General features: G+C 76.0%; 14 protein-coding genes. 5 read left to right on the forward strand and 9 right to left on the reverse strand.

Annotated elements, in window-relative coordinates:
* Position 1 precedes the first annotated feature (1 nt).
* Positions 2–1396 carry an FAD-binding oxidoreductase gene (locus tag LG943_RS02930; RefSeq protein WP_270070588.1) on the forward strand — a complete coding sequence of 465 codons (1395 nt, stop codon included), beginning with the start codon at positions 2–4 and terminating at the stop codon, positions 1394–1396.
* Positions 1397–1434: 38 nt separating this feature from the next.
* On the opposite strand, the gene LG943_RS02935 is transcribed toward LG943_RS02930, so the two are convergent.
* Together LG943_RS02935 and LG943_RS02940 are read right to left on the reverse strand one after the other, a co-directional pair.
* On the reverse strand, positions 1435–1890 hold the full coding sequence (locus LG943_RS02935) for a hypothetical protein (protein ID WP_270070589.1): 456 nt from the start codon (positions 1888–1890) through the stop codon (positions 1435–1437).
* Between the two features lie 43 nt (positions 1891–1933).
* Positions 1934–2545: a TetR/AcrR family transcriptional regulator gene (locus LG943_RS02940; RefSeq protein ID WP_270070590.1), complete on the reverse strand. Its 612-nt coding sequence runs from the start codon at positions 2543–2545 to the stop codon at positions 1934–1936.
* A 413-nt stretch (positions 2546–2958) separates the two neighbouring features.
* Between LG943_RS02940 and LG943_RS02945 the strand changes: the two genes are divergently transcribed.
* Entirely contained in the window at positions 2959–3420 is a 462-nt protein-coding gene (locus tag LG943_RS02945; protein ID WP_270070591.1) for a hypothetical protein, read from the forward strand.
* A 286-nt stretch (positions 3421–3706) separates the two neighbouring features.
* Here the strand turns inward: LG943_RS02945 and add are convergent, their stop codons facing one another.
* Both add and LG943_RS02955 read right to left on the reverse strand, forming a co-directional pair.
* Positions 3707–4735 carry an adenosine deaminase gene (gene add / locus LG943_RS02950; protein ID WP_270070592.1) on the reverse strand — a complete coding sequence of 343 codons (1029 nt, stop codon included), beginning with the start codon at positions 4733–4735 and terminating at the stop codon, positions 3707–3709.
* 75 nt (positions 4736–4810) lie between these two features.
* Entirely contained in the window at positions 4811–5290 is a 480-nt protein-coding gene (locus LG943_RS02955) for a DUF2269 family protein (protein ID WP_270070593.1), read from the reverse strand.
* Positions 5291–5743: 453 nt separating this feature from the next.
* On the opposite strand from LG943_RS02955, the gene LG943_RS02960 reads away from it, so the two are divergent.
* Positions 5744–6592, forward strand: coding sequence for a glycosyltransferase (locus LG943_RS02960; RefSeq protein ID WP_270070594.1), 849 nt, complete (start codon positions 5744–5746; stop codon positions 6590–6592).
* A 39-nt stretch (positions 6593–6631) separates the two neighbouring features.
* Here LG943_RS02960 and LG943_RS02965 read toward each other — a convergent pair whose 3' ends face one another.
* Positions 6632–7582, reverse strand: coding sequence for an aminoglycoside phosphotransferase family protein (locus LG943_RS02965; protein ID WP_270070595.1), 951 nt, complete (start codon positions 7580–7582; stop codon positions 6632–6634).
* A gap of 149 nt (positions 7583–7731) precedes the next feature.
* On the opposite strand from LG943_RS02965, the gene LG943_RS02970 reads away from it, so the two are divergent.
* Positions 7732–8139, forward strand: a complete 408-nt coding sequence (locus LG943_RS02970) for a RidA family protein (RefSeq protein ID WP_270070596.1) — start codon at positions 7732–7734, stop codon at positions 8137–8139.
* A 64-nt stretch (positions 8140–8203) separates the two neighbouring features.
* On the opposite strand, the gene LG943_RS02975 is transcribed toward LG943_RS02970, so the two are convergent.
* On the reverse strand, positions 8204–8629 hold the full coding sequence (locus LG943_RS02975; protein ID WP_270070597.1) for a cupin domain-containing protein: 426 nt from the start codon (positions 8627–8629) through the stop codon (positions 8204–8206).
* 51 nt (positions 8630–8680) lie between these two features.
* On the opposite strand from LG943_RS02975, the gene LG943_RS02980 reads away from it, so the two are divergent.
* The gene (locus tag LG943_RS02980) at positions 8681–9679 is read left to right on the forward strand and encodes a helix-turn-helix domain-containing protein (RefSeq protein ID WP_270070598.1); all 999 of its coding nucleotides are present in this window, start codon (positions 8681–8683) and stop codon (positions 9677–9679) included.
* Between the two features lie 51 nt (positions 9680–9730).
* Here LG943_RS02980 and LG943_RS02985 read toward each other — a convergent pair whose 3' ends face one another.
* The 3 genes from LG943_RS02985 to LG943_RS02995 form a co-directional block, all read right to left on the reverse strand.
* Positions 9731–10222: a hypothetical protein gene (locus tag LG943_RS02985; protein ID WP_270070599.1), complete on the reverse strand. Its 492-nt coding sequence runs from the start codon at positions 10220–10222 to the stop codon at positions 9731–9733.
* 171 nt (positions 10223–10393) lie between these two features.
* Entirely contained in the window at positions 10394–11284 is an 891-nt protein-coding gene (locus LG943_RS02990) for an alpha/beta hydrolase (RefSeq protein ID WP_270070600.1), read from the reverse strand.
* Between the two features lie 139 nt (positions 11285–11423).
* Positions 11424–11876 (reverse strand): Lrp/AsnC family transcriptional regulator, encoded by a 453-nt coding sequence (locus LG943_RS02995; RefSeq protein ID WP_270070601.1) that lies wholly within the window; start codon positions 11874–11876, stop codon positions 11424–11426.
* Positions 11877–11881 lie beyond the last annotated feature (5 nt).

The raw sequence follows: 11881 nt of genomic DNA on the forward strand, positions 1-11881 counted from the left end.
CATGAGCGAAACGACAATCGACTCCGCCGCCGTGGCGCGCGCCCTGGAGGGGCGCGTGGCCGCCCCCGTCCACCTGCCCGGCACCGACGCCTACACCGCCGCGTGCACCGGCTACCAACTGCTCGCCCCGCACCGCCCGGCCGCCGTGGTGGCCGCGCGCGACGCCGAGGACGTCCGCGCCGCCGTGGCGGCCGCCGCGTCGCTGGGGGTGCCGGTCGCGGTGCAGGCCACCGGCCACGGCCGGGGCGCCCCGCTGGAGGGCGGGGTGCTGATCAGCACCGCCGCCATGGACGAGGTGCGGGTGGACCCGGAGGCGGGCACCGCCTGGGTCGCGGCGGGCGCGCCGTGGCGCCGGGTCATCGCGGAGGCCGCGCCGCACGGCCTGGCCCCGCTGTCGGGCAGCATGCCCGGGGTCGGCGCGGTCGCCTACACCCTGGGCGGGGGCGTGGGCCTGCTCTCCCGCCGCCACGGGTTCGCCGCCGACCACGTGCGGCGGCTGGAGGTGGTCACCCCCGACGGGGTCGCGCGCACCGCCACCGCGCGCAGCGAGCCGGAGCTGTTCTGGGCGCTGCGCGGCGGCGGGGGCGGCTTCGGCGTGGTCACCGGCATGGAGATCGGCCTGGTCCCGGTGGAGCGGATCTACGGCGGCGCACTGTACTTCGACACCGCCCACGTGCCCGGCGTGGTGGACGCCTGGCGGCGGTGGACCGCGACCGTGCCCGAGGAGTTGACCTCGGCGGTGACGATGCTGCCCTTCCCCGACATCCCCGCGCTGCCCGAGCCGCTGCGCGGCCGGCACGTGGCCCAGGTGCAGATCGCGTTCGCCGGGCCGGCCGAGGAGGGGGCGCGCCTGGTGGCGCCGCTGCGCGGGATGGGTGAGCCGCTGCTGGAGACCCTGCGCGACCTGCCCTACGCGGAGTCGGGCGCGGTGTTCGACGAGCCCGAGCAGCCGCACGGCTACCGCTCCCGCGCCCTGCTGCTGAAGGGGGTGGACCCCGGCGCGGCGGCCGCGCTGACCGAGGGCGCCGGCCGCAAAGCGCCGCTGATGTGCGTGGTGGGACTGCGCCACCTGGGCGGGGCGCTGGACCGGGCGCCGCGCGTGCCCAACGCGGTGCGGCGCGGCGGGGCCGCCTACGCGGTGAGCGTGCTGTCGCCGGTGGAGCCGGGCCAGGAGGACGCCGCCCGCGACCTGCACGCCGGCCTGCTCGCGCCGTTCGCGCCGCAGGCGGTGGGCACACCGCTCAACTTCTCCTTCGGCCCCAGCGACGCCGCGACCGTGCGCTCCGCGTTCACCCCCGAGGACCACCGGCGACTGGCCGCGCTGCGCGCGCGGCTGGACCCGCACGGGCTGCTGCGCACCAATCACCCGGTCGCCCCCGCGCCCGAGGCCGGCTGAGGCGGCCGGGCGGTGCCGGGACGGTGCCGCGCGCGGGGTCAGCGCGCGGCACCACCGGGCGCGGGCGCCGCCCGCCGGGGCGACCAGCCGCCCCAGGCCAGCAGCACGCCGACCAGCGCCAGGGCGCCGAAGAACACGCGGGCGGCGGCGAGGGCGGCGGGGGAGTCCATCGTGGCCTGGACCCCGGCCTCCATCGCCCCGGGCGCGGCGATGAGCGCCAAGCCCCGCAGCGCCACGAACCAGCCGAACAGGGACACGGCCACGGCCAGGGGGCCGCGCCAGTGGCGGTGGCCGCCGATGACGGTCAACCCGCCGGCCAGCATCAGGGCGCCCAGCATCCACACCATGAGCGGCTGGGCGAAGAGGTCGCCGGTCAGCCCGGCGAGGTCGGGCAGGCGGACGGCGATGACGGCGGTGAAGACGGCGACGTAGGGGCCGATGACGCGGGCGTAGGCGCGGGTGCGCTCCTGGGCGGCGGAGTCGGTGGACGGCATGGCGGGTTCCTCTCCTCTGCGGTCCGCCCCGGCGGGGCGGCGGTCAGGGGGCGTCGGCGTCGGGCGGGTGCGCGGCCGGCCGGTACCCGGCCTGGCGCAGCACGGCGCGCAGGTACTCCCGCGCCTCGGCCGCGGTGGTGGTGTCGGGACGGGTGGCCAGGTGCTGCCAGACGGCGCCGGTCAGCAGGTCCAGCACGACGGCGGGGTCGGTGTGGCCGGGGAGTTCGCCGCGCTGTCGGGCGCGTTCGAGGACGTCGCGGCGGACGCGGTCGCGCTCGGCGCCCAGCCGCGCCTGGTAGGCCCCTGCGACCTCGGGGAAGTCGTCAATGGCGCCGTAGAGGCGGCGAAGCAGCCGGCGCCAGCGGGGCTCGGCCAGCGCGAGGGCCCAGCCGTCCAGCAGGTGCTCGACGTCGCGGATATCAGGCGCGGCCGGCGGATCGCCGAACGCCGACTCGACGGCGGCCAGCAGCAGCCGGGTCTTGTCGGGGAACCGCCGGTAGACCGTGGCCCGGGTGACGCCGGCGCGCCGCGCCACCTGCTCGACGCTGGCGGCCTCGGCCCCCCGCTCGATCAGCAGGTCCAGGGCGGCGGCGAGGATGGCGGCGTCGGCGTCGGCGCTGCGGGGCCGACCGGGCGGGCGCGGAACGGTGCTCACCCGATTAACGATACAGGGCAGACCTGTATTGAAAAAGGGGCAGGCGCCCGCACCGTGCGGTTCTTCGAGCATGCGGGCTTGACCTGGCCGCCGTAAGGTCGTCCGCACCGGGGCCGTGGTGACCTTCTAGCTCGACCACGTGCGGGGTCGTGGCCGTCCGCCCCCGCACCTGAGCGGCCCCCGCCGGGCGCGGCCGCGCCCTGATCCTGACCCACCGATAGGGCGGATCGTTCTCGCGTCAATACCCCGTGCGCGACCGCATGCGGTCAGGGCCGCGCCTGGCCCCGTGGACTGTGCGGCAGCACCGCGTCCGGTCATGGCCATACATGGACGCCCCTGGGGCCTGGCTGCGCCGGCCAGGGAACGGCACGCTGTCCTCGCCCTACTTCCCCTTGACACGAGGAGTCTCCGCCATGCTCTTGAAGAAGGCCGCCGCGGCGGTGGCCGCCGCCTCCGTCGCACTCGGTCTGAGCCTGGCCACCGCCCCACCCGCCGCGGCCGCGAGCGGTCAGTTGGTGCGGTACGGCAACACGAACCCGATCACCTCCAGTTCCAGCACATGGCGCTGCGGCGGCAGTGAGGCCATCGCCACCAACATGGTGGCGCAGGTGTGCGCGGTCAGATCGGCCAACGGGACGGGGGTACAGGCGGCGGTGATCTTGCGGAACAACGCCAGCTACAGCCGGAGCGTCAATGTCTCGGTGAATCTTCTCAACAGAACCGACGGCACTGTAGGCAACTGGACCTGCGACTCCGCAGGCGTCTCGTCGAATTCCTGGTCGGTGTGCTTCGGGAGGACCCTCAGCCGCACCAGTGACCACTCGGCCTGGGGCTTCGCCAACGGCACAGACCTCGGGTCCTCACCGTTTGTCTGAGTATCCCCAGTGGCACCGTGCTCAGTTCGCGACATCGGACGGGGGCAGGGCCGGCTTGCCGGCGGCCGCGAGCGCGACCCGAGGGAAGCGGGAACGGGCGGCATGCTGATCCGGACCGGCGGCGGTGATGCCCGGTGTCGCGGATCTGCCAGGCGTGCTCGTAGGCGCTCTTCTCCCGGGCCCGGTACCAGGCAGGCACCCCGGGTCGACGTCGAGCTGGTCGGCGACGAACGCGACCGCGCGTTTCCTCCTCGACCCCCTGACGCGCGCGGACGCGACGGGCGCCTCAGCGCGGCGCGCCCGACCCCGCCGCCTCGGCGTCGGGGTCGGGGGCGGCCAGCCAGGTGTCGACGCGGCGCAGCAGGTCGGCCTTGAGGTCATCGGGGGCGAAGGAGGCGGCCACGCTCGCGCGGGCCAACTCCGCCAGGTCGGCGTCGTCCCAGCCGAAGGCCGCCCGCACGCGCGCGTACTCCCGCGCCAGCGTGGTGCCGGCCACGTCGGGCACGTCGGTGTTCAGGGTCACCGCCAGCCCGGCCGCGCGCAGGCGCGGCAGCGGGTGCTCGGGCAGGGAGGGGGCGAACCCCAGCGCCACGTTGGAGGAAGGGCAGACCTCCAGCGCGATGCCGCGCTCGCGGACCTCGGCGACCAGGTCGGGATCGTCCAGGACGCGGATCCCGTGGCCCAGCCGCTCGGCGCGGCCGAGCCCGACCGCCTCGCGGACGCTGGCGGCCCCGGCCGCCTCCCCGGCGTGGTGCACCAGGTGGACGCCGGCCTCGGCGGCCTCGCGCAGCACGCCGGCGAAGGGCGCCAGGGGGTAGGTCTCCTCGCCGGCCATGCCCATCGCCACCACACCGTGGTCGCGGTAGCGCACGGCGAGGTCGAGCGTGCGGCGGGCGCGCTCCACCGACCGGCGGCGGGAGTGGTCCAGGATCACCCGGCACCGGACACCGTACGCCTCACCGCCCTCGGCCAGCCCGCGCAGCACCGCCTCCAGCGGCATCTCCGGCTGCCCCAGCCGCTCGCCGTGGGAGGCGGCGGTGAAGGTGACCTCGGCGTAGGCGGTGCCGTTGGCGGCCTCGTCGGCGCAGAACTCCCGCGCGATCCGGGTGAAGTCCTCGGGGCGGCGCAGGCAGGCGCGCACCAGGGCGTTGTGGTCGGCGAACGCGCGGAACCCCGCGAAGGCGCCGCCGCCCACCGGCCGGTCCGGCACCTCCACCCCGGCCCCCGCGCAGATCTCCCGCAGCGTGCCGGGGCGGATCGTGCTCTCCAAGTGGACGTGCAGGTGAGCCTTTGGCAGGCGGACCGGATCGCGCATGCGGGCCAGGATAGGGACGCGCCATATCGGCCCGCACCCGGATTTCCGCGCCGACCGGAGCGCGCGCCCGGCCGCTCAGGCGCCGTGGGAGGCGCCCGGCCGCACGATCATCAGCACCGTCACCACCGCCCACAGCAGGTTGAACACCCCCGTCCACATCGCCAGGCGGGCGCGGGCGCGGCGGGCGTCGAAGCCCGCGGCCGCCGCCCCGCCGGCCGACAGCGCGGCCAGCGCGCGCTCCTGGCCCGGCAGGACGAGCGCCACCAGCACGGCGGCGGCCAGCGCGGTCAGGCCGATGGAGACCATCAGCCACGGGTCACCCAAAACGCCCATGCTGATGGCCGTGGCGAACCCGAACATCGGCACCAGCGCGCCCAGCACGGCGTAGACCCGGCAGATGCGGGCCAGCAGCCGCATGGCGGTCAGGCGCGGGCCGGTGTCCTCCTCGGCGCCGGCCGCGCGCACGTAGGGCGGGAACATGCTGGCGGCCACCGCCACCGGGCCGACGGCGAGGATGGCCGCCAGGACATGGACGCTGAGCAGGAAGTCGTTCACGGCCAAGGCTTCCCGTACACGTGGGGAGGAGGGACGCGGCCGCCGCCACCCCGGCCGCCGGTCGGGCGGCGGGGGTTGGGGGCGGGCCACCACGACCCTAGGAACCCGCCGGATCCCCCACCAGCGGCGGAAACGCCACACACCCGCGAATTCGTGCCATGGCCGCTCCCGGTCGCCGCCCGAGCCGGGGCGCGAGTGGTCTTTCAACGCGCGAACAGGGCAGGATAGGGTGCGCGCCCCGCCGGCGGGCGCCCGCGCGCGGGCGTCGGAGGGTCGTGTGGCGCGTGCCATGCTGGAAGCGGACCCCTTCGCCGCACTCCGGCGGGCGAACCGTTAACCCGCAGGCCACCGCCGGTTGAGCAAGACCCTGTACACCGGCAGTAGGCGCAGCCCCGGCCGGCAACGGCAGCCAGCAACCGTCCACCACAACGACAACAACAATGAGGCAGTCCCGTGAGGATTTCGGTGATCGTCCCGGCCTACAACGAGGAAGCGGTCATCGGCCGCTGCCTGGAAGCCCTCGTGACCCAGACGGTACCGGCTGACGAGATCATCGTGGTCGACAACAACTCCTCCGACCGCACGGTCGAGGTCGCCGAGCAGTTCAGCGAGCACGGCGTGCGGGTGGTCCGCGAGACCCGGCAGGGTGTGGTGTACGCGCGCAACCGCGGGTTCGACGAGGCCACCGGCGACATCCTGGGCCGCATCGACTCCGACACCATGGTCGGCCCCGAGTGGGTGGGCCGCCTCGCCGAGGCGTTCGCCACCGACCCCAAGGGGATGCCCGCCGCCGTCACCGGGCCCTCCTGGTTCTACGACATCCCCATGCGCCGCTTCGGGCTGTTCGCCCACCGCCTGTTCTGCCACCAGGTCAACCGGCTGATCTCGGGGCACCCGATGCTGTGGGGCTCCAACATGGCCGTCAGCCGCGAGTGCTGGGCCAAGGTGCGCGACCACGCCTGCACCGGGACCGGGCTGTGGGAGGACCTCGACCTCGCCGTCCACCTGCACCGGCTGGGGCTGCGGGTGCGCTACGTCGACAGGCTGCGGGTGCCGGTGTCGGCCCGGCGCATCGGCGCCACCACCCGCGACCTCTACTCCTACCTCAAGGCGTGGCCGCAGACCTACCGCCGCCACGGCCAGCGCCGCGCCGCCGGCGGCGCCATGGTGTTCCTGCTGTTCGGCCTGGTGGCGCTGCGGCCGTTCTCGCTGCTGGTGCGCGCCCACACCCCCTACGACGGCACGCTGTCGCTGGGCCGGCTGTTCTCGCGCTCCTCCTCGGCCAGCCGCCCGCTGCCCTAGCCGCGAGCCCGGCGGGCGGGGTGCGGGGGCCGGCGGCGCTCAGCGCGCCACGCCGCCGGCGAAGGGCGTCGTCCGCCAGTGGTCCAGGGCGGGGCGCAGGAAGTCCGCCGCCGAGGGCAGTTGCGGCACGAGCGTCAGGTAGGCCACCACCCGCAGCATGCCCACGGCGTTGACGAACCCCAGGACGTCGGCGTCCAGTTCGCGCAGGCCGTTGCGCCGCGCGCCGCGGTTGTAGGCGGCCTCCAGGTCGGGGCCCAGGGCCGCCATGTCCCACTCCACCGGCCCCAGGGTGACCAGTTCGAAGTCGGCGTGGCGGTCCCCGGCCGCGCCGGGGAACACGTTGGCGGCGGGGGAGTCGCCGTGCACGGGCTGGAGGCCGATCCCGGGGAAGCGCGCCTCGAACGCCGCGCGCGAGCGCACCCACGGCTCCAGAACCGCCCACTCACGGCGCGCGCGGTCCAGGTCGGCGGCGCCGATGAGGTCGGGGCGGCGGCCGAGCCGCTCCAGGCTCCCCGCCACGAAGTCGGGTTCGGCCGCCGACAGGAAGGACAGCCGGCCCGGGTAGCCGCGCAGCGCGGCGTGCAGGTCGGCGACGGACTCGGAGTTCGCCGCGTAGTCGGGCACGGCGTCGGCGTCCTCCTCCACGAACTGCCAGAACGTCATGGAGAACCCGCCGCGCTGGACGGGCTCGGGCGGCACCAGCGGGCTGGGCGGGATCACGGGCGTGCCCTGGTCGGCGAGCCAGCGGGTGACGTCGAGTTCGGCCCGCTGGCGGCGGGCCAGGGCGGGGAGGTCGTCGGGGTCGGGCAGCACGGTGGGGATCCGGGCCACCACGGGCGCGGGCGCCAGGTGGACCACGACGGAGAACAGGTCGTGGAGCACCCGGGCGTCGGTGACGGTGAGCCCGTGCTCGCGCCCGGCCGTGACCGCCGCGTCGACGGCGGCGGAGGTGCGGCGGGCGGTGTCCTGGTGCGTAGCGAATCCGCTCATGCCCTGATGGTTCCATGCCGCGCCCCGGGCGCGCGGGCGGATGAAGAGCGGAGCGCCGACCGCATTCCATAGCATTGCACTGCTATAGTTTGCTGGCTGGACCGCGCGGCACACGGCCGCGCGGGCGGCCGCGACGCGAAGGAGTCGGCATGGCCGTCACGCTGGTCAATCCCGAAGGACTGCCCCAGGGCGGCGCCTACCACCAGATGGCCCTGGCCCGCGGCTCCACGATGGTGTTCCTGGCCGGCCAGGTGGCCCGCGACGCCGAGGGCCGCCGGATCGGGGAGGGCGACCTGGCGGCCCAGGCCGAGCGGTGCTACCTCAACGTGGGCACCGCCCTGGCCGCCGCCGGCGGCTCCTTCGACGACGTCGTCAAGCTGACCGTCTACGCCGTGGACTGGTCCCTGGACAAGATGCCGCTCCTGATGGAGGGCGCCTCGCGCGCCGCCGCCGCGCTGGGCACCGCCGCCCTGCCGCCCGTCACCCTGGTGGGCGTGGCGGCGCTGGGCGAGCCCGACCTCCTGGTGGAGGTGGAGGCGGTCGCGGTCCTGGACTGAGCCGGGGACGGGACGCCGGAGCCGACGAGGCGGCGATCCGGCGCGGCGGCGGGGCGCACCGTGCTCAGGCCAGGGGGTGGCCGGTGGTGGCGTCGACGTGGTCGGGGACCTCCTCGTGGCGGTCGCCGACGCTGAGCGTCCCGGCCGCCTCGACCATCATGATCGCCGCGCCCTCCGGCGAGGAGGGGCGGTGCTCGACCCCGCGCGGGACGACGAAGGACGCCCCCTCGCCCAGCACCACCGTGCGCTCGGCGCCGCCGCCGCGCAGGCCGATGCGCAACTCCCCCGACAGCACCAGGAAGAACTCGTCGGTGGCCTCGTGCACGTGCCAGACGTGGTCGCCGCCGACCTTGGCGATGCGCACCTCGTGGTCGTTGACCCGCGCGAGCACGCGCGGGCTCCACAGTTGGTCGAACCCGGCCAGGGCGTCGGCGAGGCGGACGGGGGCGGGGGCGGTCTCCGGTGCGCTGTGCTGCGGCTGTTCGCTCATGGGGTGATCCTGGCGTCCGGTGCCGCTCGGCGACAGTGCTAGGAATCGCATATGCCGCACCGTTCCTCGCACCCCGCCCCGCCCGCCCGCGCCCACCGCGTCGCCGTCATCGTCGACGAGGGCTCCAACCCCTTCGAACTGGGCGTGACCACCGAGCTGTTCGGGCTGCGCCGCCCCGAGCTGGACCGGCCCTGGTACGACTTCACCCTGTGCGCGGCCCGGTCGGCGGTGCGCATGCACGCCGGCCTGTTCACGCTGTCGGGGGTGGCCGGGCTGGAGGCCGTGGACGCCGCCGACACCGTGATCGCGCCCAACCGCCCCGACCCCCTCGAGCCGCCGAGCGCGCCGGTGCTGGCGGCGCTGCGGCGGGCCGCGGACCGGGGCGCGCGGCTGGTCAGCCTGTGCACGGGGACGTTCACCCTGGCCGCCGCCGGGGTCCTCGACGGCCGCCGCGCGACCACGCACTGGCGCTGGGCCGAGGTGTTCGCCGCCCGCCACCCCCGTGTGCGGCTGGACCCCGGCATCCTGTTCGTGGACGACGGCGACGTGCTGACCGCCGCGGGCAGCGCCGCCGCCCTGGACCTGGGGCTGCACCTCATCCGCCGCGACCACGGCGCCGAGGTCGCCAACGCGGTGAGCCGCCGCCTGGTGTTCGCCGGCCACCGCGACGGCGGCCAGCGGCAGTTCGTCCCGCGCCCGGTGCCCGAGGTCCCCGACACCTCGCTGGCGCCGGTGCTGGCCTGGGCGCGCGAGCGCCTGGACGAGCCGCTGGCGGTGGCCGACCTGGCGGCCCGCGCGGCGGTCAGCCAGGCCACCCTGCACCGGCGGTTCCGGGCGGAGGTGGGCACCACGCCGCTGGCCTGGCTCACCGGCGAGCGTGTGGCGCTGGCCTGCCGCCTCCTCGAACGCGGCGAGCACCGGCTGGAGGTGGTGGCCCGCGCCAGCGGCCTGGGCACGGCCGCCAACCTGCGCGCCCAGCTCCGCCGGCGCACCGGCCTGAGCCCCTCCGCCTACCGCGACCGCTTCGGGCGGGCCGCCGGTCCGGTGTGAAAGCGGTCGCCGTCCGTCCGCCCCGGACGGCGACCGGGCGTGGGGCCGCGGCTACCGGCGGCGGAAGTAGGCGTTGGCGCTGGGCCGGTACATCAGGACCAGGCCCGCGAACACCGCGACGACGTGCAGGGCGCGCAGTCCCGCCATCACCGCGAACGGCGGGGTGAGCAGCGGCAGGCCCTCGGCCAGGCCGCCCTGGAGCAGCCAGGCGACCGGCTCGTAGACCAGGCTCAGCGTGCCCACGACCCCCAGGCCCAGCGCCAGCGCCGGGCGGGCCCAGCGGTGCCCCCGGTACAGGGCCGCCACCACGGCCAGCACCACCCCGTACACCACGGCGCGCAGTCCCAGCCCGGGCAGGAGTTCGGTCCACGGGGTGCCGCCGGCGGTCAGGCCGGCCGCCATGACCGCCGACTCGGCCACGCCCAGGGCCACCGCCGCCGCCCACACCCCGGCCGCGATCCCGACCGTCCTGGGTCGGGCCGGCGCGCGGCCGGCCTCCCGCTCCGCGCGCGCTTGCCGCTGCTCCACCGTCGTCGCCGCCATGGCCGGTTCCTCTCCGCCGTGCCTGTGCCCTGCTGACGGAGACGATTCTGGCGGGGCCGACCGGCCGCGGTCGGGAGTGCGCGGCCCCCACCTGCCCCGCTGCCGCCCACCCCCCGACGTGGTGGTGCCCGCACCCCCGCGCCCGGTGGGGCGCCGCCGGGCGCGGGCGGCTCAGGCGCCGACCCGCAGGTGGGTGGTGAGGAACTCGACCTGGTCGGCGACGATCCGCTCGACGGCGGGCGGGTGGTAGACGGTGAAGTGGTCGGCGTCGTAGTGCTTGAGGACCGCGTCGCGGGCGGAGGCGGCCACGGTTGCCGCGATCCCGGGATCGATGAGGTTCTCCCGCTCGCAGGCGCACACCAGCAGCGGGCAGCGCACCCGGCCGGCCTTGGCCGCGGCGTTGTAGAAGAGCATGCCCAGCCCCGAGGCGGCGGTGATGCGGTTGTCGAACCGGTGGCCGGGCGGGGTGACGGACCCCCAGCCCTCCAGGGCGCCGGGCTGGTTGACGAAGGCGAGTTCGCCGGGCCGGCCGACCAGCGGCACGTACCTGCGGGGCAGGCCCAGCGCCGCGCGCACCAGGTCGGAGGCGATCGGCCCGGTGAACCTGGCGAGGTGGCGCAGCCCGGCGCGGGCGACGACCGCCCGCCCGCTGAACACCGGGCACTGCACGACCGCGGCGGCGAGCCCGGAGTGGCGGGCCGCCGCGGCGAGGACGTGGCTGGCGCCGAAGGAGGTGCCCCACAGGGCCGTGCGCGCGGCGTCCAGTTCGGGGCGGGAGCGCGCGAAGGCGAGCGCGGCGTCGACGTCGGCGGCGTAGCGCCGCTGGCTGACCAGTTGGCGGGGCCGGCCGCCGGACTCGCCGAGGTGGCGGAAGTCGAAGGCCACGACCGCGATGCCGGCCTGGGAGAACCACCGCTCGTACTGGTCGAGCATCATCCCGTGGGTGGCGCCGCCGCCGTGGACCAGCACGACGACCGGGTGCGGCCCGGGGCCGGGGGGAACGGTGAGCCAGGCCGCGCACTGGTCGCGGCCGGACGGGAAGGCGGTGCGGATGGTGATCATGGCCCCTCGTTCAGGTACGACGTACGTTAACGCGGACAGTCAATCACGTACGTTGTACTTGAACAAGGCGCGCACAGACCGGCTCCCGCATCACCGCGCGGGCCGCCGGGGGCGCCGCGCGCGGCGCCCCCGGCCGGGTTCAGAGCGGCAGCGGGCGCTCGGGGACCACCTGCTTCATCACCAGCGTGGAGTTCAGCCGGCCCAGGCCGGGCAGGGTGGCCAGGCGCTCGTCGTAGAGGCGCTGGAACCCCTCAAGGTCGGCGGCCACCACCCGCACCAGGTAGTCGGGGTCGCCGAAGAGGCGCTGGGCCTCGACGACGTTGGGGATCGCGGCCAGGGCCGCCTCGAAGTCGGCGACGGTGGCGCGGTCCTCCTGGCGAAGCGTCGCGAACACCAGCGCCTCGAACCCCAGGCCCACCGCCGCCGCCTCCACCACGGCGCGGTAGCCGCGGATGGTGCCCGCGCGCTCCAGTTCGCGGACCCGGCGGTGGCACGCCGAGCCGCTGAGCCGCACGCGGGCGGCCAGTTCGGTGAGGGTGGCGCGGCCGTCCCGTTGCAGCTCCGCAAGAATCTTCCGGTCAAGCGCGTCCATACCGT

It is taken from the genome of Streptomonospora mangrovi, from assembly GCF_027604915.1.
In the GTDB taxonomy this organism is placed as follows: Bacteria; Actinomycetota; Actinomycetes; order Streptosporangiales; family Streptosporangiaceae; genus Streptomonospora; species Streptomonospora mangrovi.